This is a genomic window from Orrella daihaiensis, assembly GCF_022811525.1.
GTDB lineage: Bacteria > Pseudomonadota > Gammaproteobacteria > Burkholderiales > Burkholderiaceae_B > Algicoccus > Algicoccus daihaiensis.
Genome location: NZ_CP063982.1, coordinates 172,493 through 197,211 on the forward strand (window position 1 = coordinate 172,493; position 24,719 = coordinate 197,211).

The following is a 24,719-nucleotide window of genomic DNA, read 5'->3' on the forward strand; positions in this document are numbered from 1 at the left end:
CAGGATATTTCTCTACCAATTTGACAGAGCCCGTAAGCATATACGACTGCCCTGGATTTGTCAAATTTGATACCAACACAGTTACCGGGATCAAGACCGACTTGATCCCGGTGATCTTACTGAGCTGAAGCCTCGTCGGTTGGCTCAGACCCCGGCTCTCCCGAGTCTTCACCACCTTCTGCCACAGTTGCCGGCGCCTCATCGAAAGGATTGGCAAGCGCCCGTGCTGCCTCGCGCTCAGCCTCATCGAAGGCTTCTTTATCACGACGCGCTTCATGGTAGGCCATGCCAGTACCAGCTGGAATCAATCGACCGACAATGACGTTCTCTTTCAGGCCACGCAATTCATCACGCTTACCCATAATGGCAGCTTCGGTTAGGACACGCGTGGTCTCCTGGAACGATGCAGCCGAAATAAACGAATCTGTCGATAGCGAGGCCTTAGTGATACCAAGCAACACGTTTTCATAAGTGGCGGGCAATTTACCCTCAGCGATAACGCGATCATTCTCATTCAGAAGCTCTGAGCGCTCGACTTGTTCACCCGGAATGAACGAGGTGTCACCCGCATCAACGATCAGAACACGACGCAGCATCTGGCGCACAATCACTTCGATGTGTTTGTCATTGATTTTCACGCCCTGCAGACGATACACATCTTGAACTTCATCAACCACGTAGGTCGCTAGTTGTTCAATGCCCTTCAAGCGCAGAATATCGTGTGGATCAGGTGGCCCGTCGACAATGACCTCGCCCTTGTTGACCACTTGGCCATCGTGAACAAGGACTTGCTTGTCTTTGGAAATCAAGAACTCGTGGGATACGCCATCGAGGTCTGTGATAACCAATCTCTGCTTGCCTTTGGTGTCTTTTCCAAAAGAAACAGTACCAGTCACCTCTGCCAACATACCCGCATCTTTCGGTGAGCGGGCTTCAAACAATTCCGCCACACGTGGCAGACCGCCAGTAATGTCTCGAGTCTTTTGCGATTCCTGCGGGATACGCGCCAAAACTTCACCGATGTGGACTTGCTGTCCATCACGAACCGTAATCAGCGCACCTACCGGGAATGAGATGTTGACCGAGTGGTCGGTGCCGGCGATCTTTACCTCTTCGCCATTATCACCAATCAACTTGATCTGCGGGCGTTGAGCGGTCTTACCACCACGAGTCTTCGGTGTGATAACCACAAGCGTTGACAAGCCTGTTACTTCATCGACCTGTTTGGCAACAGTCACCCCCTCTTCGATGTTCTCAAAGCGGATTGTTCCGGCGTACTCCGAAATGATCGGGCGGGTCAATGGATCCCAGGTCGCCAAACGAGCACCTGCTTTAACGCCTTCGCCATCATTAACCTGCAGTGTTGCACCGTAGGGTACTTTATGACGCTCACGTTCGCGGTCGTTCTCACCAAAAATAATGATCTCGCCAGAACGTGAGATGGCAACACGTTCGCCCTTGGGGTTGGTTACGTAGCGAATTGAGCTAGCAAAGCCAACTGTACCGGCCGATTTGGTTTCCACACTACTAGCCATCGCGGCACGGGACGCAGCACCACCAATGTGGAAGGTACGCATCGTGAGCTGCGTTCCGGGCTCACCAATCGATTGGGCAGCAATCACGCCAACGGCTTCGCCCACGTTCACCAACGAGCCGCGACCCAGGTCACGTCCGTAACAATGAGCGCAGAGGCCATGACGGGTTTCGCAAGTCAGCGGGGTGCGAACTCGAACTTCGTCGATGCCAAGGCGATCGATGTAATCAACCATATCTTCATCGAGCAAGGTTCCGGCTGAAATCGCCGTTTCTTGAGTATCGGGATTAACGATATCTACAGCAGCGACTCGACCCAAAATACGCTCGCGCAAAGGCTCAATGACCTCACCACCCTCAACAAGGGCTTTCATTGCATAGCCATGAGTTGTACCGCAATCGTCTTCTGTAATCACCAGATCCTGCGTGACATCAACCAAACGACGAGTCAGATAACCTGAGTTCGCTGTTTTTAACGCCGTGTCTGCCAGACCCTTACGAGCACCGTGCGTTGAGATGAAGTACTGCAGAACGTTCAACCCTTCACGGAAGTTAGCGGTAATAGGCGTCTCGATAATCGAACCGTCAGGCTTTGCCATCAAACCGCGCATACCTGCAAGCTGACGAATCTGGGCCGCAGAACCACGGGCACCTGAGTCTGCCATCATGTAGATCGAGTTAAACGATTCCTGGCGAGTCTCTTTACCATGGCGATCAACGACAGGCTCGGATGCAAGCTGCTCCATCATCGCCTTGCCGACTTTGTCGCCGGCCTTGCCCCAGATATCCACTACGTTGTTGTAGCGTTCCTGCGCGGTGACGAGACCCGAAGAGTACTGCTTGTCAATCTCTTTGACCTCGGTGCTAGCTTGAGCAAGAATTTCCGCCTTGACCTCAGGTACCAACATGTCACCCATGGCAATCGAAATACCACCACGGGTTGCCAGTCGAAAGCCCGACTGCATTAACTTATCGGCAAAGATCACCGTATCACGCAAGCCACAGCGGCGGAATGATTGGTTGATCAGGCGGGAAATTTCTTTCTTTTTCAGCGCTCGGTTCATTGCCTCAAATGGCAATCCACGCGGCATGATTTCCGACAGCAAGGCTCGCCCAACCGTCGTCTCTACACGCTTGGTTTCGGAAACCCACTCACCATGAGCATCATGACTCCAATCGGTTAAACGAACCGTGATGCGGGTCTGAAGCTCCACTTCCTTGTTGTCGTAAGCGCGCTGAACCTCAGCCACATCGGCAAAGAACATGCCTTCACCCTTGCCATTGACACGCTCTCGGGTTGCATAGTAGAGGCCAAGCACAATATCTTGCGAAGGCACAATCGATGGTTCGCCGTTGGCTGGGAAAAGGACATTGTTTGAGGCCAGCATCAGCGTACGCGCTTCTAGCTGCGCTTCTAACGATAATGGCACGTGCACTGCCATCTGGTCGCCGTCGAAGTCAGCGTTGAAAGCGGCGCAGACCAGTGGGTGCAACTGAATTGCTTTACCCTCGATCAACACCGGTTCAAATGCTTGAATACCAAGACGGTGCAGTGTCGGCGCACGGTTCAACAGCACTGGGTGCTCGCGAATGACTTCTTCAAGAATGTCCCAAACCACTGGCTCTTGACTCTCAACAAGCTTCTTAGCCGCCTTGATCGTAGCAGCCAAGCCCATCATTTCAAGTCGATTAAAAATGAATGGCTTAAACAACTCCAACGCCATTAGTTTGGGCAAGCCGCACTGATGCAGCTTAAGTGTCGGACCCACCACGATGACAGAACGTCCAGAGTAATCAACACGCTTACCCAAGAGGTTCTGGCGGAAACGACCGCTCTTACCCTTGATCATGTCAGCCAGTGACTTCAACTGACGCTTATTGGCGCCGGTCATGGCTTTGCCGCGACGGCCGTTGTCAAGCAAGGAGTCTACAGACTCTTGCAACATTCGCTTTTCGTTGCGCAGAATAATCTCTGGCGCTTTCAATTCAAGCAGGCGCTTCAGACGATTGTTACGATTGATGACGCGACGATACAAATCGTTCAAGTCAGAAGTCGCAAATCGACCGCCATCAAGCGGCACGAGTGGGCGTAAGTCTGGTGGCAACACCGGCAAGACTTCCATCACCATCCAATCGGGCTTGATGCCAGATTTTTGGAAACCCTCCAGCACTTTCAAGCGCTTGGAGATTTTCTTGATCTTGGCATCTGATGACGTGGCTTTCAATTCGGCGCGCAGAGTCTCTACCTCGCGATCAATGTCGATCGTACGCAGTAACTCGCGAACCGCTTCAGCGCCCATCAACGCCTTGAATTCATCGCCGTACTCTTCGGTCTTCGCCAAAAAGTCGTCGTCTGACATGATTTGACCGCGTTTAAGCGGGGTCATACCCGGCTCGATAACGCACCAAGCCTCGAAATACAAGACGCGCTCAATATCACGCAGCGTCATGTCGAGCACCATACCCAACCGGGACGGCAAACTCTTTAAGAACCAAATATGTGCGACTGGGCTTGCAAGTTCGATGTGCCCCATGCGCTCACGGCGCACTTTAGCAACGGTGACCTCAACGCCACATTTCTCACAAATAACACCGCGGTGCTTTAAGCGCTTGTATTTACCGCACAAGCACTCGTAGTCCTTGATGGGGCCAAAGATCTTTGCGCAAAACAAGCCATCACGCTCGGGTTTGAACGTACGATAGTTGATCGTCTCAGGCTTACGAACCTCACCGTAAGACCAAGAGCGAATCTTCTCTGGGGAAGCAATGCCAATCTTGATAGCATCAAAACGCTCGTCTTGCGAGACTTGTTTAAATAGGTCTAGTAGCGCTTTCATTATTTACGCTCCAAATCCATGTCCAAGGCCAAAGAGCGAATCTCTTTGACAAGAACGTTGAAGGACTCCGGCATGCCAGCGTCGATGGTGTGATCACCCTTGACAATATTTTCATAAAGCTTGGTACGACCACCAATATCATCCGACTTAACCGTAAGCATTTCCTGCAGGGTATAAGACGCGCCATAAGCCTCGAGTGCCCAGACTTCCATCTCACCGAAGCGCTGACCACCAAACTGTGCCTTACCACCGAGCGGTTGTTGCGTAACGAGCGAGTACGGACCCGTTGAACGGGCATGCATCTTGTCATCGACCAAGTGGTGTAGTTTAAGGTAGTGCATATAGCCGACCGTAACGGGTCGTTCAAACTGATCACCCGTGCGACCGTCGTATAGCCATGCCTGAGTTCGGCTTGGTGTCAGACCAACCTTTTCAGAGATGTCCTCTGGATACGCCATGTCGAGCATCTTGCCAATCTCAGCTTCCGACGCACCGTCAAACACTGGGGTAGCGAACGGAACACCATCGGTCAGGTTACGAGCAAGCTCGAGAACCTCCGCATCTGTGAGCTTGTCAATTTGCGCACCGGCACCAGTTTCATTGTAGACCCGGTCAAGATAGGCCCGAACCGCCTTGGCATCAGCTTTTTGCTGCTCGCGCAACATATCATTGATGCGGTAGCCAATACCTTTAGCTGCCCACCCGAGGTGAACCTCCAGTACTTGTCCGACGTTCATCCGTGAGGGCACGCCCAGCGGATTCAAAACGATATCGACAGGTGTGCCATCAGCCATGTGAGGCATATCTTCCACGGGCACTATTTTGGACACCACGCCCTTGTTACCGTGGCGACCAGCCATCTTATCGCCAGGCTGCAAGCGGCGCTTGACTGCCAAGTAGACCTTGATCATCTTCAGCACGCCTGCGGGCAATTCGTCACCCTGCGTCAACTTCTTGCGCTTTTCTTCAAACGCTAAGTCGAACTGGTGACGCTTGGCTTCGAGTGACTCTTTGGCTTGTTCAAGCACAACGGCATGGTCTTCATCAGCCAGACGGATATCAAACCACTGCCAACGATCGAGTTCCCCGAGATAGTCTTTGGTAATCGTCGAGCCTTTTGCTAGCTTACGTGGACCACCATTAACTGTCTTACCGACCAGCACCTTCTCGATACGATCAAACGTGTCGTTTTCTACGATACGCAGCTGATCATTCAAGTCCTGCCGGTAGCGACGCAACTCATCATCGATGATGGACTGGGCCCGCTTGTCACGAGCGATGCCTTCACGCGTGAAAACCTGAACATCGATGACGGTTCCAACCATGCCGGAAGGCACACGTAACGACGTATCTTTCACATCGGAAGCTTTTTCACCAAAAATTGCACGCAGCAACTTTTCTTCAGGCGTCAGCTGAGTTTCGCCTTTGGGCGTGACCTTACCAACGAGCACATCATCGGCACGCACTTCTGCGCCGATATGCACAATGCCCGATTCATCAAGGCGGTTGAGCTGACTCTCGGCCAAATTACTAATATCACGGGTAATCTCTTCCGGACCGAGCTTGGTATCCCGCGCCACCACCGTAAGCTCCTCAATGTGGATTGAGGTGTAGCGGTCTTCAGCGACAACCTTCTCCGAGATCAGGATCGAGTCTTCGAAGTTGTAACCGTTCCAGGGCATGAAAGCGATCAGCATATTCTGACCAAGCGCCAACTCGCCAAGATCCGTCGATGCGCCATCTGCAAGCACATCACCTTTGCGAACACGATCACCCCGTCCCACGATCGGACGCTGATTAATGTTCGTATTCTGATTCGAGCGGGTGTACTTGATCAGGTTGTAAATATCAACACCGACTTCGCCGGCGACGTTCTCGTCGTCATTGACACGGATCACAATACGCTCGGCATCAACGTAATCAACCACGCCGCCACGCAAAGCCTGCACCGTCGTGCCAGAGTCGACAGCTACGGTTCTTTCAACACCAGTTCCCACCAGCGGCTTTTGCGGACGCAAGCAAGGGACTGCCTGACGCTGCATGTTTGCACCCATCAATGCGCGGTTTGCGTCATCATGCTCAAGGAATGGGATCAAAGAGGCTGCCACCGAAACAATTTGCGAAGGCGCCACGTCGATGTAATTGATGTTTTCCGGCGACGTCAGCAAGGTTTCACCTGCTTGTCGACATGCCACCAAATCATCAACAAATACACCATTGTCGTTGAGTTGTGCGTTTGCCTGAGCAATTACAAATTTGCTTTCTTCAATGGCAGACAAATACTCAATTTCATCGGTGACCTGTCGGTCTACCACTTTGCGGTAAGGCGTTTCTAGAAAGCCGTACTCATTGAGTCGAGCATACAGTGCCATCGAATTGATAAGGCCAATGTTAGGACCTTCTGGCGTCTCGATTGGGCAAACACGACCGTAATGAGTAGGATGGACGTCGCGCACCTCAAAGCCTGCACGCTCTCGAGTCAAGCCACCCGGGCCGAGTGCTGAGACACGGCGTTTGTGTGTGATCTCAGAAAGCGGGTTGGTCTGATCCATGAACTGCGACAACTGGCTCGACCCGAAAAACTCTTTGATTGCCGCTGAAATTGGCTTGGAGTTAATCAAATCATGCGGCATCAAGTTCTCAGTTTCCGCCTGACCCAAGCGCTCTTTAACTGCACGCTCAACTCGTACTAAACCAGCGCGGAATTGGTTCTCAGCCAACTCTCCAACACAGCGTACACGGCGATTGCCCAAGTGGTCGATATCGTCGATGTTGCCGCGACCATTACGCAATTCCACCAAAAGCTTGATGGTCTCCAGAATGTCCTCGTCAGTCAAAGTCATCGGGCCCGACGCATCGTCGCCGCGGCCAAGTCGACTGTTAACTTTCATACGTCCGACTCGGGACAGATCGTAAGTTTCCTCGCTGTAGAACAAACGTTGGAACAGCGCCTCAACTGCATCTTCGGTTGGCGGTTCACCAGGACGCATCATGCGATAGATGGCAACGCGGGCTGCCATCTGGTCTGCTGTCTCATCCGTGCGTAACGTTTGTGAGATGTACGGACCCTTATCGAGGTCGTTAATGAACAGCGTTTGAATCTCCCGAATACCCGCAGCACGAATATTCGCGAGCAAGCCCTCGGTAATCTCATCATTTGCTGCGGCGACCAGTTCGCCAGTCTCTGTATCCACGATCTTGCCAGCCAATGTGCGACCGATCAGGAAATCGTCGGTTACCGAAATACGAGTGATGCCGGCCGCAGCGATGTCACGCAAATGCTTGGCGTTGATTCGCTTGTCTTTTTCGACAATCACTTTGCCGCTCTTATCTGTGATGTCAAAGCGAGCAACTTCACCTTTCCAGCGTTCCGCCACAAAATCGATGTAAGCGCCATCTGCCTGTAGTTCGAACTGGTCAAAGTCGAAGAAATGCGCAAGGATCGCTTCAGGCGTCATCCCGATTGCCTTAAGCAAAATCGTCACAGGCATCTTGCGTCGACGGTCTACCCGGAAGAACAGAATGTCTTTCGGATCGAACTCAAAGTCAAGCCAAGAGCCGCGGTACGGAATGATCCGTGCTGAGAATAAAAGCTTGCCAGAGCTGTGCGTTTTACCGCGGTCATGTTCAAAAAACACGCCTGGTGAACGATGCAGCTGCGATACGATGACCCGCTCGGTACCATTGATCACAAATGAGCCGGTACTGGTCATGAGCGGCATTTCGCCCATGTACACTTCCTGCTCTTTGATTTCTTTGGTAGTTGGCTTACTGGCCTCACGGTCCATTAGCACCAAACGCACCTTGGCGCGCAAAGCCGACGCATACGTTAGGCCACGCTGCTGACATTCCTTCACGTCAAACACTGGTTCGCCAAGCGAATAGCTGACGAACTCCAGCCTTGCCATATTGTTATGGCTGACTATCGGAAAAATAGATGTGAAAGCAGATTGCAATCCTTCATCATGTCGCTGTGATGGCGCAGTATCTGCTTGCAGGAAAGTAAGGTAGGATTGAAGCTGTGTCGCTAGAAGAAATGGAACGTCCTGCACGTCCTCACGCTTCGCGAAGCTTTTGCGGATGCGCTTTTTTTCGGTGAACGAGTATGGCATGAGCACTCCGACTCGAGGTTACAGGGGCCGTCAACCACGGCCCGGAGGTACGACTTCAGGAAACTCGACTGTCAAATAACCGAACTACAAACGGGTTTCCTGAAGGCGCGAAACCCGGAGAGGCCATTGGGCATCTCCGGGCAACGTAAAACAACAATTACTTGAGCTCGACCTTGGCACCAGCCTCTTCGAGCTTTTTCTTGGCTTCTTCAGCGTCAGCCTTGGCAACACCTTCCTTGACAGGCTTCGGTGCACCATCAACCAGATCCTTGGCTTCTTTCAAGCCCAGGCCGGTCAATTCACGCACAGCTTTAATGACGCTTACCTTGTTGGCACCTGCTTCAGCCAAGACAACGGTGAATTCGGTTTGCTCAGCAGCACCGCCGCCAGCATCGCCACCACCAGCAGCGGGGGCTGCAACAGCAACTGCAGCAGCAGCAGCTGATACACCGAACTTTTCTTCCATTTCTTTAATCAACTCAGACAATTCCAGCACGGTCATGCCGGCGATTGCGTCGAGAATTGCAGCTTTATCCATTGTGAACTCCAAAATATTTGTTTAACCAGGTTTAAGACGTTGTTGTCGTCCATTCCAACTTATTTTTTCAAGCTCCCGCGGTCAGGCCGCTTGCTTTTGATCGCGAACGGCCGCTAGGCCACGCACAAACTTCGTTGGAACTTCGTTAAGCGTACGAACAAACTGTGCAACGGGTGCTTGCATCGTGCCAAGCAACTTGGAAAGCAGTTCCTCACGAGACGGCATCGTGGCCAAAGCTTTGACGCCGTTAGCATCAAGCACGCTATTGGGTAGCGCACCTGCTTTGATAATGAGCTTCTCGTTGGTTTTTCCAAAAGTTGACAACACTTTTGCAGCACCGACAGGGTCTTTGCTAATCCCGTAGATCAGCGGACCCGTCAGCTGCTCTGACAGAGCCTCGAAAGGCGTGTTTGCCAGAGCGCGGCGTGCCAACGTGTTCTTCAGAACACGCAGATAAACGCCAGACTCACGCGCAGTTTTGCGCAGTACGGTGACGGTAGCAACATCCAGACCACGATACTCAGCAACCACTATCGACTGGGCACCGACCAACTGGGCGGAAACCTCCTCGATGACGATCGCTTTCTCTTGACGATTGAGACTCACGGTTTGAACACTCCATCAAATGACACTGAGAAAAATTCTCTGTGTCGGCCGAATGCGGCGAACCTGGTTGAGTTCAATTAAGAATTCTTCCATGGACGCCGTCTGCGCTGGATCCGAATTCGGTATTAAGTGCTTGTCTAACTGCTACAGGCACTCCAGCGGTCTTTGACAGCAGTGTCTGCATACAACCGCAGACACAGCCCAAAGTCTTTACAAATTATTAAGACTGCGGTGCAGTAACCGAAGAAACTTCGATACGGGCACCACCACCCATTGTTGATGAAACAGCCACCTTTCGCAGATAAACGCCTTTAGCTGCTGTAGGTTTCGCTTTGTTTAAAGCGTCCACAAGTGCAGAAAGGTTGGTTTGCAATTGTTCTACACCGAACGATGCGCGACCAATCGTGGCATGGATAATGCCTGCCTTATCGGTACGATATTGAACCTGACCCGCCTTGGCATTCTTGACTGCCTGCGCAACATCGGGAGTCACCGTACCCACTTTGGGATTAGGCATCAGCCCGCGTGGGCCAAGCACTTGACCAAGCGCACCCACGACACGCATTGCATCGGGTGAGGCGATGACGACATCAAAATTTAGATTGCCACCTTTGATTTGTTCAGCCAAGTCTTCCATGCCGACAATATCGGCACCGGCTGCTTTCGCTTGCTCAGCTTTATCGCCCTGCGCAAACACGGCAACCCGCATGGTTTTACCGGTACCAGCAGGCATCACCACGGAGCCACGAACCAGTTGGTCAGATTTCTTGGGGTCGATACCGAGCTGAACCGCAACGTCGATCGATTCATCGAACTTGGCGGTAGCACACTCTTTTACGAGACTTAATGCTTCAGAAACCGGATAGAGTTTTGTGCGGTCTATTTTCTGTGCAACAGCCGCCATACGCTTTGATAGTTTGGCCATCTTAAACTCCTTCCACCGTAACGCCCATGCTGCGAGCGCTACCCGCAATGGTGCGCACAGCAGCGTCTAGATCGCTTGCCGTCAAGTCTGGTGTTTTGGTTTTTGCGATTTCTTCAGCCTGAGCTCTGGTGAGCTTGCCGACCTTATCCGTATGGGGTTTGGGGGATCCTTTCTGGATACCAGCTGCTTTTTTGATCAGAATTGACGCGGGTGGCGTCTTCATCACAAATGTAAAGCTCTTATCAGCAAAGGCTGTGATAACCACTGGGATTGGCAAGCCTGGCTCAAGAGATTGCGTTTGCGCATTGAACGCTTTGCAGAACTCCATGATATTCAAGCCGCGCTGACCCAGTGCCGGACCAATCGGAGGGGATGGGTTGGCTTTACCAGCTGGCACTTGCAGCTTGATGAAACCGACGATTTTCTTCGCCATTTAATACTCCTTGTGGGTACAAGCGTCATCAATAGATGACTCCCCGGTTTAAAAATAAATTGCTACTACGTTTTTTCTACTTGGCTAAAGTCAAGCTCTACAGGTGTGGAACGACCAAAAATCGCTACAGATACCCGTACCTTGCTTTTTTCGTAATTCACTTCCTCAACGTTGCCATTAAAGTCAGCAAACGGTCCTTCTTTAACTCGCACCATCTCACCAACTTCGAACAGGATCTTGGGTCTCGGTTTCTCGACACCTTCCTCCATTTGAGACAGGATCTTATTGACCTCATTCTCAGAGATAGGGGTCGGACGGTTACCGGAACCACCAAGAAACCCTGTTACTCGCGGCGTACTCTTCACCAAGTGCCACGTTTCGTCAGTGAGTTCCATTTCCACTAACACGTAACCAGGGAAAATTCGCCGCTCGCTGATTGATTTTTGGCCACCTTTAACTTCCACGACCTCTTCGGAAGGCACAAGAATCTTTCCGAACAAGCCACCTAATTCAGCTCTCTCAATACGTTCACTTAGGGCCTTGGAAACACTTTTTTCCATGCCGGAGTAAACATGAACCACGTACCATTTCTTACTCATCGTTGTTCCTGTTATCTCCAGCCAAGCACTACGCTATAGAGCAACCACTCCAAGCTTTTGTCCAGCACCCACAAAAAAATACCCATAACAGCAACAAAAGCGAAAACGATACCCGTCATCTGTATCGTTTCTTTACGGGTAGGCCAAACAACTTTTCGGACTTCGTAATAGGACTCTTGAGCAAACCCGATAAATCTACGGCCAGGCTCACTGATAGCAGCAATACCCGCAGCCACTAGCAAACTTACAATGAAGATTGCCACACGCACAGGAGTCGCAAGCTGAGGATCTAATGCGGAAAAGGCCACTATGCCTGCGACAATAACCAAAACCGCAGCAAGCAATTTAATGCGGTCTGCCATACTGGTAACTGTCTGCACGTTTTGGTTGGACATTCTTTCCACCGACTCCGCCTCTAGAACTATCGAGGCACGTTAATCTGTTCTGGTCATCGTGGCAGGGGCAGAGGGAATCGAACCCCCAACCTTCGGTTTTGGAGACCGACGCTCTGCCAATTGAGCTATGCCCCTAAACCCCTGACAGGCCTCTAGACCGTAGTCCAGAAGCCTCGATACCGATTTACTTCAAGATTTTAGCGACGACGCCGGCGCCCACGGTACGACCGCCTTCGCGGATCGCAAAGCGCAGACCCTCTTCCATGGCGATCGGCGCAATCAGCTTGACCGTCATCGCCACGTTATCTCCCGGCAACACCATCTCTTTGTCTGCCGGCAGATCAATCGTGCCCGTCACGTCCGTCGTACGGAAGTAAAACTGCGGACGATAGCCGTTAAAGAACGGCGTGTGACGCCCACCTTCTTCCTTGGACAAGATGTACACCTCGGCGGTGAACTCCGTGTGCGGGTTGATCGAACCGGGCTTGGCCAACACCTGACCGCGCTCGACTTCCTCGCGCTTGGTGCCACGCAGCAAAATACCCACGTTATCACCGGCCTCACCCTGATCGAGCAACTTGCGGAACATCTCCACGCCCGTGCAGGTCGTCTTCAGCGTATCGCGGATACCCACGATCTCGATTTCCTCACCGACCTTGATCACGCCACGCTCAATACGGCCCGTGACCACCGTGCCACGACCCGAGATCGAGAACACGTCTTCAACCGGCATCAAAAACGCACCATCCACCGCACGCTCAGGCGTCGGAATGTAGGTGTCCAGTGCCTCGGCCAACGCCAAAATCGCCTGCTCACCCAGCTCACCGGTGTCACCCTCAAGCGCCTTGAGCGCCGAACCCTTCACGATCGGGGTATCGTCACCCGGGAAGTCATACTTCGAGAGCAGTTCGCGAACTTCCATCTCCACGAGCTCAAGCAGCTCGGCATCATCGACCATGTCGGCCTTGTTCAGGAACACGATGATGTAAGGCACGCCCACCTGACGTGACAACAAAATGTGCTCACGCGTCTGGGGCATTGGGCCGTCAGCAGCCGACACCACCAAAATCGCACCGTCCATCTGCGCTGCACCCGTGATCATGTTCTTCACATAGTCCGCGTGGCCTGGGCAGTCAACGTGCGCGTAGTGACGATTCGCTGTCTCGTACTCCACGTGCGCGGTGTTAATCGTGATGCCACGTGCGCGCTCTTCGGGCGCCGCATCAATGGCTGCGTAGTCCTTGGCCTCGCCACCAAACTTGCGCGACAGCACTGTCGTGATCGCCGCTGTCAGCGTCGTCTTGCCGTGATCCACGTGACCAATCGTGCCCACGTTCACGTGGGGCTTGGTACGCTCAAACTTGCCTTTTGCCATTACAAACTCCTAGACCTGAATGGAAGCTGTTAGGGTTTAAAAACTACGCATTTAACAAACCAGCTTTTCAGAACTGGCCTGCTTCATTCTGGTGCCCATGACGCGGATCGAACGCGTGACCTCTCCCTTACCAAGGGAGTGCTCTACCACTGAGCCACATGGGCAATACCGAACTACCTATAAGTAGCTCCTCTTGTCGGTCGGGATTCCGATCCCCCGCATACACCTCGGCAATCTAAGATTGAACAAGGAGTCTGGAGCGGGTGAAGGGAATCGAACCCTCGTCGTAAGCTTGGAAGGCTTCTGCTCTACCATTGAGCTACACCCGCGTGGGTCGACTATCCCAAACAACAATTCTCTGGTGGAGAGGGTTGGATTCGAACCAACGTAGGCGCAAGGCCAACAGATTTACAGTCTGCCCCCTTTAACCACTCGGGCACCCCTCCGAAAGAGAACCGACAATTATGAGGGTAAGTCGTGAAGTTGTCAAATTGAGTGGGTTTGTAGTCAGGGTGGTGAGTATCGATATTTCGTGTTGATGTGGCGAGGCACGGTATCAATACGCATCCTTGAATTCTCGTCTAACAAAACTTACTCGGGTGCCGCTTAATAAGATATTTTTGCGTGCCTTCCATGACTAGCTCTTGACGTTGGTTATGGACTGTTGAAGCCAGAGTAACGACGCCCGTGCTTCGACCGCAGTCTAGCTGCGCCACTTTTAAATGAGGGTAAAGGGTGTCTCCCACATACACCGGCTTGATAAAACGGCTTGACTGCTCGATGAATCCCTTCATCGACTCCTCAACGTAGTGTGGGAACCACCCGGCACCGGCGGCTGTCTGTATCAGTATCTGAAATCCATGCGCCCCAAGGTTCGGCATCCCTCGTTGACGGCAATACTCCACATCGTAGTGACTTGGGTGATTGTCTGCACTCGCCAATTGAAAGGCTGCAAACAATGCTTCGGTCATGGTTCGTGAAGGGATGGGAAACTCTTCTCCCACCTCAAAATCATCAAAGTAATACTGTTTGAATTGAAACATTTACAACACTACTCCACTGTCACGCTCTTGGCTAAATTGCGAGGTTTATCAACATCGGTACCCCGACTGCAAGCAGTGTGATAGGCCAATAATTGCAAGGGAATCGTGTGCAGAATGGGCGATAGCAGGCCGTAGTGCTCGGGCATCCTGATCACATGCATACCTTCAGCCGGTTTAATGTGAGTATCGGCATCAGCAAATACATACAATTCACCACCTCTGGCTCGAACCTCTTGAATATTTGATTTTAGTTTTTCCAATAAGGCATCATTCGGTGCAATCGTCACGACCGGCATTTGATCTGTCACCAACGCTAGCGGCCCGTGCTTTAGTTCACCAGCTGGGTAAGCCTCCGCATGGATGTAGCTTATTTCTTTGAGCTTCAGTGCACCCTCGAGTGCGATCGGGTAATGTAGACCACGCCCAAGAAACAGCGCGTTCTCGCAAGAGGCGAATCGCTCAGACCAGGCAATTATTTGTGGTTCGAGCGCCAGAACCGCGGTGATCGCCGATGGCAAATGTCGCAACGAATGAAACTGTCGGATTTCCTCTTCGGAATCAATTTTACCCTTAGCATCAGCCAGTGTTAGCGCCAATAAAAACAATGCTGTTAGCTGTGTGGTGAAAGCTTTGGTCGATGCTACCCCGACCTCAACACCTGCGCGAGTGATGAAGTTTAATTTGCTAGCTCTCACCATGGCGCTGCTTTGTACATTACAAATCGTCAGGGTGTAGCCCATCCCCAAAGACTGGGCGTGCTTTAGTGCTGCTAGCGTATCGGCTGTTTCGCCCGACTGAGAAATAGTAAGGACTAATGTACTTGGGTTTGGGACGCTATCGCGATAGCGATATTCGCTCGCTATTTCAACCGACACCGGAATTCTTGCGATCGACTCAATCCAATACTTAGCTGTCAAGCCAGCGTAATAACTCGTGCCGCAAGCCAAAATTAACACTCGGTCAATCGTAGTAAAAACTGCATGAGCACCATCACCGAACCACTCTGAGGTTACCCCTGTGATGTCATCGAGCGTATCAGCGACTGCGCGAGGCTGCTCAAAAATCTCCTTTTGCATGAAGTGGCGATAGGGGCCTAGTTCAACAGCGGCTGAATGCGCTAGCAAGGGATGCTGGGGACGTGTCACTAGTTGGCCGGAGCGATCGAATATCCAGATGTGCTCCGTTTGCAGGTCTGCGACGTCACCATCCTCCAGATACATAACCTGCTTAGCCGCACCAGCCAAGGCCAGTGCATCTGAGGCTAACAAGCTCTCTTGGTCGCCCAGACCGACCACCAATGGCGATCCGTCGCGAGCCACGATAATTCTATGCGGTTCGTCCCTACAAAATACAGCGATGGCGTAAGCTCCCTTCAATTGCCCTACCGCAAGCTTGACGGCCTCTAGCAAGTCTGAGTCGTAACAATCATTCACGAGATGCGCAATGACTTCTGTATCGGTCTGGCTTTCGAATTGGTAGCCCTTGTCCTGAAGGCGGGTGCGAAGTGTTTCGTAGTTTTCAATAATGCCGTTGTGAACCAATGCAAAGCGCGGTGCTGATCCACCCTTAGCTGAAAAGTGCGGGTGAGCGTTTTGTGTTTCAGGGGCCCCATGTGTCGCCCACCGGGTGTGAGCAATCGCGGTGTAACCAATCAGCTTTTCAGCCTTCACCGTTTCGGCCAATTGCGATACACGCTCGGTACTACGCGCTCTTCGTAATTCGCCATTGGTGAAGGTAGCAACACCGCAAGAATCGTAGCCACGATACTCAAGCCGCTGTAATCCTTCGATTAACAATGGCACGATATCTCGCTTGGAAACCGCCCCCACAATTCCGCACATGGTTGATCCTTAATCACGGTCATTATGATGTTTGCTGATTATCAACCTAAGCATGATATTTTTTTAATCAAATTTTCTTACTTATTGAGAAAAAAAAGTGATAGTCTCAGAAAATAATTTTTTTGCTCATTTTTCTAGCTGTTTCAATCAAAATGAAAATAGATCAGATTGATCGACAAATTCTGCGTGAGTTGCAAATCAACGCTGACTTAACTAACGAAGCATTGGGTCAACGCATACATCTATCCCCGGCGACTTGTCAGCGGCGGGTTCGTCGTTTGAAAGAAATGGGTGCCATTGAAAAAGTGGTTGCCATCGTGAATCCACAAGCAGTTGGCCAACCACTGCTCGCCTTAGTTGAGATCACCCTTGGATCCCAAACAGTAGAGTCATTAACGGCTTTCGAATCGATAGCTTCTGCTTCTGGGTTTGTTCAACAGTGTTATCAGGTCTCAACCGGCCCTGACTTTATCCTTGTCTTAGCACTTCCTGATATGCAGGCTTATCACGAGCTTGCCTCAAACCTGTTTACTGTGTCGAATGGGGTACGCAATGTGCGGTCATTCTTTACAGTTTTGCGCTCAAAGTTCACTACCAGTATTCCAGTCTAGGAGCCTTGGTGCGTCGCGAAAGCTATCCGATACACCAAGCATGTAGATGCCGCGACTCTGCGCGGCATCTTTCTTATTTAGCAGTTCATATCGCCCTAAAGCAGCGCTTGGCTACTGTGCTAATAATTTAGGCGGCCTTAGGCTCTCTTACCAATCTAGGTTCGACCCTGGCGCCAATCTCAATGCGTTTTGGCTTGGAGGCTTCGGGTACGATGTTTTGCAGATTAATAACGAGCAAACCATTCTGCATATCAGCAGAGCGAACCACCACCGTCTCTGCCAACGTGAACTCGCGAGTGAAATCACGTGTGGCGATGCCGCGATGTAGATACTCGGTATCGCTGGTTTGAGCAACTTTGCCAGTAACCGTTAGTTTGTTATTGTCGACAGTGATATCGATCTCATCGCTATTAAAACCAGCCACTGCTATCTCGATCGCGTAATCATGCTCACCCATCTTGAGAATGTTATACGGGGGATAAGTCACCGATTTAGTTTCTGCTACGGATTTTTCGAGGTCGTTAAAGGCATTTAGCAGCCTGTCAAAACCAACCGTGCTTAATAGAATGTTGCGTCCAAATGGATAGTTCATCTCTTTCATCTCCTACGAAGAGCAAGTTGAAGTTTGTGAGTCAGCCTTGGTTAAGCACTGACTCTGTCAAAGAGATGAGGGCGATTAATTTTTTTTCAAGGGGTAGATATGTGTGATTCTGCGTTAGCCCACTAGGATGTCATGTCTCATCAAGCAGTGAGCGTAGGCCCATCTTTTCGAGCAGTCCGTGAAACTGTTCCCAGTCGTGAAAGCTAAGTGTTAACTGACCAGCTCCTTTGGCGTTCGCTTTGATGGCAATCTTTGTACCAAACTCGTCAGCCAGTCGGTCCTGCATGCGCACAAGATCCTGGTTGGGGTTTTCCTTTTTGTGAGAGGATTTTTTGGGTCCAGACAATCCGCGGTTTACCAGGTGTTCAGCTTCACGTACTGATAACCCTCTGGCAACAATCAGGTTGGCCGCCTGAATTTGCTCAGCTGCCTGAAGGGACAGTAATGCACGCGCATGGCCCATGTCGAGTGCTCCTTGCATCACCATCTCTTGAACCGGCAGCGCTAGATTTAAAAGTCGAAGTAGGTTGCTAGTAGCAGAACGCGACCTTCCAATAGTTGATGCGATTTGATCATGGGTGAATGCAAACTCATCGAGAAGTCTTTTGATTCCTTTAGCCTCTTCCATTGGGTTGAGATCTTCTCGTTGAATGTTTTCAACTAAGGCCATGATGGCGGCTTGTTCATCGTCAACATCTTTGATAATGACAGGAACTTCATCAAGTCCGGCTTTGATGGCTGCCCGCAGTCGTCGTTCGCCAGCAATAACTTCGTAGGCGTCTTCACCAACCTCGGTTGTGACGCTTCTTACGAGCAATGGCTGCATAACGCCCTGTTGAGCTATCGAATCTGCTAGCGCCGCAATAGCGGCGTCATCCATTTTCGTACGCGGCTGATATTTACCAGCTTGCAGCTGGCTAACACTTAACGTCTGCTTAGGCATCGCATCCGTTCCAGATAAATTATCCAAAGCATTGGTGTCAGAGCCTAGCAGTGCGTCTAGGCCTCGGCCCAATCCCTTCGTCTTTTTTCTGGTTACCATCTTGTCAGATCCTTGTTTTAATTTTCTTCGCTTACTGGTTCTCTACGCGTTGAATCAGCTCTGTTCCAAACTCAAGATAGGCCTTGGCGCCCCGCGACGATTTATCGTAAATCACGCCCGGTAAGCCATAGCTAGGTGCTTCGGCCAATCGAACATTTCTTGGGATAACCGTTTGAAACACTTTTTCCCTAAAGTGTTCTTCTAATTGCTTTGATACCTGTTGCTGTAGGGTCACTCGCGTATCGAACATGACTCTTAGTAGGCCAATCAGATTTAGGTTTGGATTTATGTTTCGGTGTACACGCTTTACGGTGTTCACCAGATCAGACAGCCCTTCCAACGCAAAGTATTCGCATTGCATCGGTATGATCACGCCATTGGCTGCAGCCAAACCGTTCAAGGTCAGTAAAGATAGCGTCGGTGGACAGTCAATCAGAACGTAATCGTACGTAGTCGAACTACTTCGAATTGCTTGACCCAATTTGCGCTCTCGCTCGGGCATCGTCACCAAGTCGATTTCTGCGCCTGCGAGCTCTCGATTTGATGGCAGGACATCATAGCCACCTTCCGGGGCTTTGATTGCTGCCTGAGATAGTGAGGCTTCTCCAAGGAGTACGTGATAAAGGTTATGTTCTTGAGCGGCCTTATCAATGCCACTACCCATCGTGGCATTACCTTGAGGATCCAGGTCCACCAAAAGGACTTTGCGCCCATGCAAAGCTAGGCTTGCTGCTAAATTGATGGCTGTGGTTGTCTTCCCTACACCACCCTTTTGATTGGCAATACAAAATATCTTTGGTGTTGTAGGTCTTGCTGTTTCAGTCATCCTGCTTCCTTTGCAACCAGGCCAAATATCGTTTAGCGCTCATTTCCGGAACTCGAATTTCATCTACCTGGTGTACGTTCCATCCATCGCTTCGATGACCGAGTACTTGTATTTCGGACTCCAGCTGTTTCGATTTCATCGCGGCCATTGTTCCGCTGTCATCTACGATATTGCTTGATAGGTCTACGAACTGCTCTAGTGATGCAAAGGCACGAGACAAAACTAAATTCGCCTTAATGTCTTTGATTTTTTCTACTCGGTCATGCCTAACCTGCAAGTTTACTAGACCAAGCCGATTGGCGACATTTTGTACAAATGCTGTTTTTTTCTCAACGGTATCGATACTAATAACTTGACTATGCGGTCTGGAGATCGCTAACACAACTGCTGGTAACCCAGCACCGCTGCCAACATCAGCGATTAGATCAAACCCAGTTTTATGACATTCTTCATAGGCATTAATGGATGGGACAATCGCCAGGCAATCGAATACATGTTGAATCAACATGTCGTCAATTGATCTAATTGCCGTTAAGTTGTACGTTCGATTCCATTTTTCTAGCTCGTACAGGAACTGGATTAGATTGGTCTGATCCTTTTCTGACAAACCCAATTGAAGCTGCATCTGTGCTCTTTGCAACCTTCGAAACAACGGTATCTTATGCTGCTCAGAGGTCGACATCACGCTGCGCTTTTTACAGTCGATTTAACGCTTTTCTTTTTCAAGTAGATTAGCAACGTCGCAATAGCTGCTGGTGTGATACCTGAAATCCGGCTCGCAGCCCCTATTGTAAGCGGTCTATGCTCTTTCAGCTTTTGTCGGACCTCAAATGACAAGCTGGTGAGATCATCATATTCAAGGTCTGCAGGGATCTTAAGCTCATCTTGCAGCTTTTGTCTTTCGACATCTTCATGCTGGCGCTTTATGTACCCTTCATACTTGGTCTGAATCTCGACTTGTTCGGCTTCCGGACTATTAGCAGCGAGTCCTTGGCTCAGGCGATTCCCATCGATGTCCTCGAGCGTAATCAGAGTTTCATATGTAACATTGGGTCGGCGCAATAGGTCTGCTAGCGAATATTCACGCTCCAGTGCCTTCCCAAACACTCGAGTCGCTTCTTGCTCACTAATAAGCCCCGGGTGAATCCAGGTGGATTTCAACCGCTGCTTTTCCATCTCTACCGCATCACGTTTGCGGTTGAAGTGGTCCCACCGCACATCGGTAACTAGTCCTAGCTTGCGACCTAGTTCGGTCAAACGTATGTCTGCATTGTCTTCTCGCAAGCTAAGGCGGTATTCTGCTCTCGACGTAAACATGCGGTAGGGTTCGGTGACACCTTTCGTCACTAAATCATCTACTAAAACCCCTAAATAGGCTTGGCCACGAGTCGGTACAAATTGCTCTGTTTCACGTGAAACACCTGCAGCATTAATACCTGCTAATAGTCCCTGAGCAGCAGCTTCTTCATATCCCGTCGTACCGTTAATCTGGCCGGCGAAAAATAGGTTTTTGATGCTACGGGTTTCCAATGTTGGAAACAAAGCTCTTGGATCGAAGTAATCATATTCAATCGCATAACCAGGTCTGACAATGTGTGCATTCTCAAGGCCTGGCAATGAACGAAGCATATCAAGCTGCACATCATAGGGCAGCGACGTTGAGACACCATTGGGATAAAACTCGTTGGTGTCTAACCCCTCAGGCTCGAGAAATACCTGATGGCTATTTTTCTCAGAAAAGCGATGAACCTTGTCTTCTATTGAGGGACAATACCGTGGCCCCACACCCTCAATAACACCACTGTACATCGGTGACCGATCCAACCCGCCCCGAATAATGTCGTGAGTCCTCTCATTCGTATGCGTAATCCAACACGGAACTTGTGGTGGATGCATGTCAGCTGTACCTAAGTACGAGAAAACCGGCACAGGATTCAAGTCACCTGGTTGTTCTGTCAACACTGCAAAATTAATTGACGACCCATCAATTCTTGGCGGCGTCCCTGTTTTTAAACGCCCTTGCGGAAGCTTCAGCTCTTTTAGTCTCGCCGCTAATGAAATTGCTGGAGGGTCACCAGCTCTACCTGCTGAATAGTTTTGCAATCCGACATGTACAAGCCCATTTAAAAATGTTCCAGTGGTTAACACCACTGCTTTGGCTTCGAATCGAATACCTAACTGGGTCACCACCCCAACAACGCGATCTCCCTGAACAATGAGATCGTCAGCAGCTTGCTGAAAAATTTTTAAGTTGGGCTGCTTTTGGAGTCTGCTACGAATAGCTTTTTTGTACAGCGTTCTATCTGCTTGTGCCCGTGTTGCCCTGACTGCTGGACCCTTAGACCCATTCAGGATTCTGAACTGTATCCCGGCCTCATCTGTTGCTAGCGCCATAGCACCGCCTAGGGCATCAATTTCTTTAACCAAATGCCCTTTTCCAATTCCACCTATTGATGGATTGCAAGACATTTGCCCTAGAGTATCCACATTATGTGTTAGCAATAGTGTCTTCGCGCCCCGTCGAGCAGCCGCCAGACTGGCCTCTGTACCTGCATGGCCACCGCCGATGACAATAACATCGTAGGTTTCTGCGAAAGACATTTCTGTAATCCTATGGCACTAAGCGGACACGTATTATACGGCCCGCTCAGTAAGACGACAAAGCTGTTTCACGTGGAACATTCCGGTGTCAGCTCTACTTATTTGTGTTTCACGTGAAACAGTCTCGCCTACCTAGGTCTGTGGACAACCATGTGGATAGCCTGTGGAAATGCTGTGGACATCTTTTAATAACTTTTTTGTTCTGATAGATCGATTAGTCAGTTATTCGTCGAATGTTTTACACGTGGCTCAATTAGCCATTTATATATGGCACCGGTCGATAGAACGACAAAAGCCATCCTACTAACCTGAAAAGCCGTCACCATCGGTACCCCAAGCAACAGAACTTTTGCCGTAATTGCCATCTCTGCCAAACCACCTGGCGCCATACCCAACCAAATTGTTGGTAGCGCCAAACCAGTTAGCTTTGCTGCAAGCAAACCTATGACTGCAACAATACAGATCGACATAACGGAAAAAATGGCTACTGCAGACATGAATCTCGGAGCTGCCTTGAAAAAAGCCGGGCGGTACCTGTCGCCTATGGACCATCCAAGAAACAACTGACCACTATTGATAAACCAACTCGGTACGGTAGTCATAGAAAACTCCGTTAGAGACAAGATTGCAGTAGCAGTCAGCGGTCCCAAAACCCAAGCACTTGTAATTCGTAACCGAGCAAATAAAAAACCAGCTATTAATGCGACTAGTCCTGTCATTGACAAATCAATGTAGTTAAGCGGCACCAGCGACAATACGCTTGCATCTGAACCACTGATTCCAGCAAACTCAAAACCAAACGGAATGATGGTTACAACTGCCAATACCCGCAAACTATGTGCGCTGGCGACCAAATCCACACGTGCTCCATAACGCTCGGCTAGCACACTCATTTCAGAAGCACCACCAATCGCAGAGGAAAACCAGGCAGTCTTAACGTCAACCCGGCCAAGACGACATAAAAGCCACGTCCCAAAAACCCCCAGTAACAATGCAACCAACATGCCGATCAAAAGTGCAAACCAATGATCAAGAATCAGCCTTCCAATTTCGGGGGAAAAGTAAAGTCCTAGCGAAACACCAATGATCCATTGCCCAACATTTCTTAGGGGCTTAATGGTGGATATCGGCGCGCTCATCAGACGTAAAGCGCCCACAAAAAATAATGGTCCCAACAGCCACGGCAATGGCACGTTCGCTAACTGTGCCAGCAAGGCTCCAACTAACGAGGCGACACCACCAAAAACAACTCGAAACGCAAAGTGACTAAACATGCGACCAGCAAAATTCTCTATGATTCGACAGCAACACTATATAAAACCCAAAGGCCAAGAAACATGCTACTGACCTCAAAACTACCAGATATCGGCACCACCATCTTTACCGTAATGAGCAAAATGGCGCTCGATCATAACGCGATAAATCTCGGTCAAGGCTTTCCAGATTTCAATGCTGACCCCAGGCTTTTAGAATTGGTCAATGAGGCCATGCTAGCTGGTCACAATCAATACCCATACATGCCTGGTGTGGACTCATTGCGCGAAGTAATTAGAGACAAGGTTAGTAGCCTATACAAACGCAACTACAACAAAGACACTGAAATAACAGTCACTAGCGGAGCAACTGAAGCGATCATGGCTAGTGTGCTATCTATCGTAAATACAGGCGATGAGGTCATCGTGATTGAGCCTAATTACGATAGCTACGTTCCGGCTATACGCCTGGCTGGCGGAGTTCCAGTAAGAGTCAGCATGGATCCGCCGAGCAATTTAGATGACACGTTTCATGTGAATTGGGACCGTGTCAGTGCGGCTGTAACGAAAAAGACCAAGCTTATCATGGTCAATTTTCCTCACAATCCAACTGGTGCTGTGTTAACTGACAGTGATTTGAATGAGCTAGAAAAAATTATTGCCGGCACTGATATTTTGTTGCTATCGGATGAGGTCTATGAACATATCATTTTCACCGCACAAGGGCATTTGAGTTTAGCTTCTAGACCAAAACTTGCAGAAAGATCATTTGTGATTTCATCTTTCGGTAAAACAACACATACAACGGGTTGGAAGATAGGTTACTGCTGTGCTCCCGAAGCTCTAACCAAAGAACTCAGAAAAATTCACCAATTTTTAGTTTTCACGGTGCCTTCGCCACTACAACACGCACTTGCCAACTATACCAGTGATTCTTCAACTTATCTAAATTTACCTGAGTTCTATAAGACTAAGAGAGATCGCTTAGCTACTGGATTAAGCAGGACTCGTTTTAAACCATATGCCTGCCCCGGAACCTTTTTTATGCTGGCTGATTACAGTGCCATTTCAGATATGCCAGAGGCCGAGTTTGCAATGTGGCTAACCAAGGAGCATGGCGTCACTGTCATACCAGTGTCTGCCTTCTATGCAAGTCCTGACGCTATTGAAGCGAACCATGGATTGGTGCGCTTTTGCTTTGCTAAAACTGACGATACCTTGGATCGAGCGATAGAACGGCTAATGCAAATATGAGGGAGTCACAGAGTTGCAGATCTTTTCTGTAGATAGATTGTTGGTTGTGGATTTGTTAATAAGTACTTATATATAAAACTAATGGTAGTGATAGATCCAGTGGATAAGTGGAACAACATAAATTTTTCAAATTTAATCATAAACTTAGAGAGCAAAAAGGCTGTGGATAAACTCTGTTTAACTTTTTGGATAAAGTTGGATAACTTTTGGCTTAGTCGGTAAATGATGACTTATCCCCAATCGGTCCACAGTCCATCCACAGCCTTGTCCACAGCAATTTGAATGAAATTGGAT

The 24,719-nt window shown here is 49.9% G+C and carries 19 protein-coding genes and 4 tRNA genes; 2 read left to right on the forward strand and 21 right to left on the reverse strand.

Annotated elements, in window-relative coordinates; genetic code table 11:
- Positions 1 to 116: 116 nt before the first annotated feature.
- The 15 genes from rpoC to glmS all read right to left on the reverse strand — a co-directional run bounded on the left by rpoC (position 117) and on the right by glmS (position 16,237).
- On the reverse strand, positions 117 to 4,370 hold the full coding sequence (gene rpoC, locus DHf2319_RS00810) for a DNA-directed RNA polymerase subunit beta' (RefSeq protein WP_243478922.1): 4,254 nt from the start codon (positions 4,368 to 4,370) through the stop codon (positions 117 to 119).
- Positions 4,370 to 8,482 carry a DNA-directed RNA polymerase subunit beta gene (gene rpoB, locus DHf2319_RS00815; protein ID WP_243478923.1) on the reverse strand — a complete coding sequence of 1,371 codons (4,113 nt, stop codon included), beginning with the start codon at positions 8,480 to 8,482 and terminating at the stop codon, positions 4,370 to 4,372. Before rpoB ends, rpoC begins: the two co-directional genes overlap by 1 nt.
- A gap of 157 nt (positions 8,483 to 8,639) precedes the next feature.
- Positions 8,640 to 9,020 (reverse strand): 50S ribosomal protein L7/L12, encoded by a 381-nt coding sequence (rplL, locus tag DHf2319_RS00820; protein WP_243478924.1) that lies wholly within the window; start codon positions 9,018 to 9,020, stop codon positions 8,640 to 8,642.
- Positions 9,021 to 9,101: 81 nt separating this feature from the next.
- The gene (gene rplJ / locus DHf2319_RS00825) at positions 9,102 to 9,626 is read right to left on the reverse strand and encodes a 50S ribosomal protein L10 (protein ID WP_243478925.1); all 525 of its coding nucleotides are present in this window, start codon (positions 9,624 to 9,626) and stop codon (positions 9,102 to 9,104) included.
- Between the two features lie 220 nt (positions 9,627 to 9,846).
- Positions 9,847 to 10,551 carry a 50S ribosomal protein L1 gene (gene rplA, locus DHf2319_RS00830; protein ID WP_243478926.1) on the reverse strand — a complete coding sequence of 235 codons (705 nt, stop codon included), beginning with the start codon at positions 10,549 to 10,551 and terminating at the stop codon, positions 9,847 to 9,849.
- Between the two features lies 1 nt (position 10,552).
- Positions 10,553 to 10,984: a 50S ribosomal protein L11 gene (gene rplK / locus DHf2319_RS00835; protein ID WP_243478927.1), complete on the reverse strand. Its 432-nt coding sequence runs from the start codon at positions 10,982 to 10,984 to the stop codon at positions 10,553 to 10,555.
- 65 nt (positions 10,985 to 11,049) lie between these two features.
- Positions 11,050 to 11,583: a transcription termination/antitermination protein NusG gene (nusG, locus tag DHf2319_RS00840; RefSeq protein WP_243478928.1), complete on the reverse strand. Its 534-nt coding sequence runs from the start codon at positions 11,581 to 11,583 to the stop codon at positions 11,050 to 11,052.
- Between the two features lie 11 nt (positions 11,584 to 11,594).
- On the reverse strand, positions 11,595 to 11,978 hold the full coding sequence (secE, locus tag DHf2319_RS00845) for a preprotein translocase subunit SecE (protein WP_243478929.1): 384 nt from the start codon (positions 11,976 to 11,978) through the stop codon (positions 11,595 to 11,597).
- 59 nt (positions 11,979 to 12,037) lie between these two features.
- Positions 12,038 to 12,113: transfer RNA gene (locus DHf2319_RS00850), tRNA-Trp, on the reverse strand.
- Between the two features lie 49 nt (positions 12,114 to 12,162).
- On the reverse strand, positions 12,163 to 13,353 hold the full coding sequence (gene tuf / locus DHf2319_RS00855) for an elongation factor Tu (RefSeq protein WP_243478918.1): 1,191 nt from the start codon (positions 13,351 to 13,353) through the stop codon (positions 12,163 to 12,165).
- A gap of 89 nt (positions 13,354 to 13,442) precedes the next feature.
- A tRNA-Thr gene (locus DHf2319_RS00860) sits at positions 13,443 to 13,517 on the reverse strand.
- Positions 13,518 to 13,608: 91 nt separating this feature from the next.
- Positions 13,609 to 13,682 (reverse strand) — tRNA-Gly (locus DHf2319_RS00865).
- A gap of 30 nt (positions 13,683 to 13,712) precedes the next feature.
- A tRNA-Tyr gene (locus DHf2319_RS00870) sits at positions 13,713 to 13,799 on the reverse strand.
- 135 nt (positions 13,800 to 13,934) lie between these two features.
- On the reverse strand, positions 13,935 to 14,396 hold the full coding sequence (locus DHf2319_RS00875) for a MaoC family dehydratase (RefSeq protein ID WP_243478930.1): 462 nt from the start codon (positions 14,394 to 14,396) through the stop codon (positions 13,935 to 13,937).
- A gap of 8 nt (positions 14,397 to 14,404) precedes the next feature.
- Entirely contained in the window at positions 14,405 to 16,237 is a 1,833-nt protein-coding gene (gene glmS / locus DHf2319_RS00880) for a glutamine--fructose-6-phosphate transaminase (isomerizing) (RefSeq protein WP_243478931.1), read from the reverse strand.
- A 152-nt stretch (positions 16,238 to 16,389) separates the two neighbouring features.
- On the opposite strand from glmS, the gene DHf2319_RS00885 reads away from it, so the two are divergent.
- Positions 16,390 to 16,848 (forward strand): Lrp/AsnC family transcriptional regulator, encoded by a 459-nt coding sequence (locus DHf2319_RS00885; RefSeq protein WP_243478932.1) that lies wholly within the window; start codon positions 16,390 to 16,392, stop codon positions 16,846 to 16,848.
- 127 nt (positions 16,849 to 16,975) lie between these two features.
- On the opposite strand, the gene DHf2319_RS00890 is transcribed toward DHf2319_RS00885, so the two are convergent.
- From DHf2319_RS00890 to DHf2319_RS00915, 6 genes are all read right to left on the reverse strand, one after another.
- Positions 16,976 to 17,440, reverse strand: a complete 465-nt coding sequence (locus tag DHf2319_RS00890; protein WP_243478933.1) for an Hsp20 family protein — start codon at positions 17,438 to 17,440, stop codon at positions 16,976 to 16,978.
- Positions 17,441 to 17,579: 139 nt separating this feature from the next.
- Positions 17,580 to 18,491, reverse strand: a complete 912-nt coding sequence (locus tag DHf2319_RS00895) for a ParB/RepB/Spo0J family partition protein (RefSeq protein WP_243478934.1) — start codon at positions 18,489 to 18,491, stop codon at positions 17,580 to 17,582.
- Between the two features lie 31 nt (positions 18,492 to 18,522).
- The gene (locus tag DHf2319_RS00900; RefSeq protein ID WP_243478935.1) at positions 18,523 to 19,317 is read right to left on the reverse strand and encodes a ParA family protein; all 795 of its coding nucleotides are present in this window, start codon (positions 19,315 to 19,317) and stop codon (positions 18,523 to 18,525) included.
- Complete coding sequence (rsmG, locus tag DHf2319_RS00905; protein ID WP_243478936.1) at positions 19,310 to 19,942, reverse strand: 16S rRNA (guanine(527)-N(7))-methyltransferase RsmG; 633 nt, start codon at positions 19,940 to 19,942, stop codon at positions 19,310 to 19,312. Before rsmG ends, DHf2319_RS00900 begins: the two co-directional genes overlap by 8 nt.
- A 56-nt stretch (positions 19,943 to 19,998) precedes the next feature.
- Positions 19,999 to 21,918: a tRNA uridine-5-carboxymethylaminomethyl(34) synthesis enzyme MnmG gene (gene mnmG / locus DHf2319_RS00910; RefSeq protein ID WP_243478937.1), complete on the reverse strand. Its 1,920-nt coding sequence runs from the start codon at positions 21,916 to 21,918 to the stop codon at positions 19,999 to 20,001.
- A 218-nt stretch (positions 21,919 to 22,136) separates the two neighbouring features.
- Positions 22,137 to 23,192, reverse strand: a complete 1,056-nt coding sequence (locus DHf2319_RS00915; RefSeq protein ID WP_243478938.1) for an AbrB family transcriptional regulator — start codon at positions 23,190 to 23,192, stop codon at positions 22,137 to 22,139.
- A 63-nt stretch (positions 23,193 to 23,255) separates the two neighbouring features.
- Between DHf2319_RS00915 and DHf2319_RS00920 the strand changes: the two genes are divergently transcribed.
- The gene (locus DHf2319_RS00920; protein ID WP_243478939.1) at positions 23,256 to 24,425 is read left to right on the forward strand and encodes a methionine aminotransferase; all 1,170 of its coding nucleotides are present in this window, start codon (positions 23,256 to 23,258) and stop codon (positions 24,423 to 24,425) included.
- Positions 24,426 to 24,719 lie beyond the last annotated feature (294 nt).

Excerpts from the sequence above, each read along its gene's own strand:
- rplK (WP_243478927.1), bottom strand. The coding sequence starts at position 10,984 with ATGGCGAAGAAAATCGTCGGTTTCATCAAGCTGCAAGTGCCAGCTGGT.
- DHf2319_RS00890 (WP_243478933.1), bottom strand. The coding sequence starts at position 17,440 with ATGAACTATCCATTTGGACGCAACATTCTATTAAGCACGGTTGGTTTT.
- glmS (WP_243478931.1), bottom strand. The coding sequence starts at position 16,237 with ATGTGCGGAATTGTGGGGGCGGTTTCCAAGCGAGATATCGTGCCATTG.
- rplL (WP_243478924.1), bottom strand. The coding sequence starts at position 9,020 with ATGGATAAAGCTGCAATTCTCGACGCAATCGCCGGCATGACCGTGCTG.
- DHf2319_RS00895 (WP_243478934.1), bottom strand. The coding sequence starts at position 18,491 with ATGGTAACCAGAAAAAAGACGAAGGGATTGGGCCGAGGCCTAGACGCA.
- DHf2319_RS00920 (WP_243478939.1), top strand. The coding sequence starts at position 23,256 with ATGCTACTGACCTCAAAACTACCAGATATCGGCACCACCATCTTTACC.
- rsmG (WP_243478936.1), bottom strand. The coding sequence starts at position 19,942 with ATGCAGCTTCAATTGGGTTTGTCAGAAAAGGATCAGACCAATCTAATC.
- mnmG (WP_243478937.1), bottom strand. The coding sequence starts at position 21,918 with ATGTCTTTCGCAGAAACCTACGATGTTATTGTCATCGGCGGTGGCCAT.
- DHf2319_RS00875 (WP_243478930.1), bottom strand. The coding sequence starts at position 14,396 with ATGTTTCAATTCAAACAGTATTACTTTGATGATTTTGAGGTGGGAGAA.
- DHf2319_RS00900 (WP_243478935.1), bottom strand. The coding sequence starts at position 19,317 with ATGACTGAAACAGCAAGACCTACAACACCAAAGATATTTTGTATTGCC.
- nusG (WP_243478928.1), bottom strand. The coding sequence starts at position 11,583 with ATGAGTAAGAAATGGTACGTGGTTCATGTTTACTCCGGCATGGAAAAA.
- secE (WP_243478929.1), bottom strand. The coding sequence starts at position 11,978 with ATGTCCAACCAAAACGTGCAGACAGTTACCAGTATGGCAGACCGCATT.
- rpoB (WP_243478923.1), bottom strand. The coding sequence starts at position 8,482 with ATGCCATACTCGTTCACCGAAAAAAAGCGCATCCGCAAAAGCTTCGCG.
- rpoC (WP_243478922.1), bottom strand. The coding sequence starts at position 4,370 with ATGAAAGCGCTACTAGACCTATTTAAACAAGTCTCGCAAGACGAGCGT.
- tuf (WP_243478918.1), bottom strand. The coding sequence starts at position 13,353 with ATGGCAAAAGGCAAGTTTGAGCGTACCAAGCCCCACGTGAACGTGGGC.
- DHf2319_RS00885 (WP_243478932.1), top strand. The coding sequence starts at position 16,390 with ATGAAAATAGATCAGATTGATCGACAAATTCTGCGTGAGTTGCAAATC.
- rplA (WP_243478926.1), bottom strand. The coding sequence starts at position 10,551 with ATGGCCAAACTATCAAAGCGTATGGCGGCTGTTGCACAGAAAATAGAC.
- DHf2319_RS00915 (WP_243478938.1), bottom strand. The coding sequence starts at position 23,192 with ATGTTTAGTCACTTTGCGTTTCGAGTTGTTTTTGGTGGTGTCGCCTCG.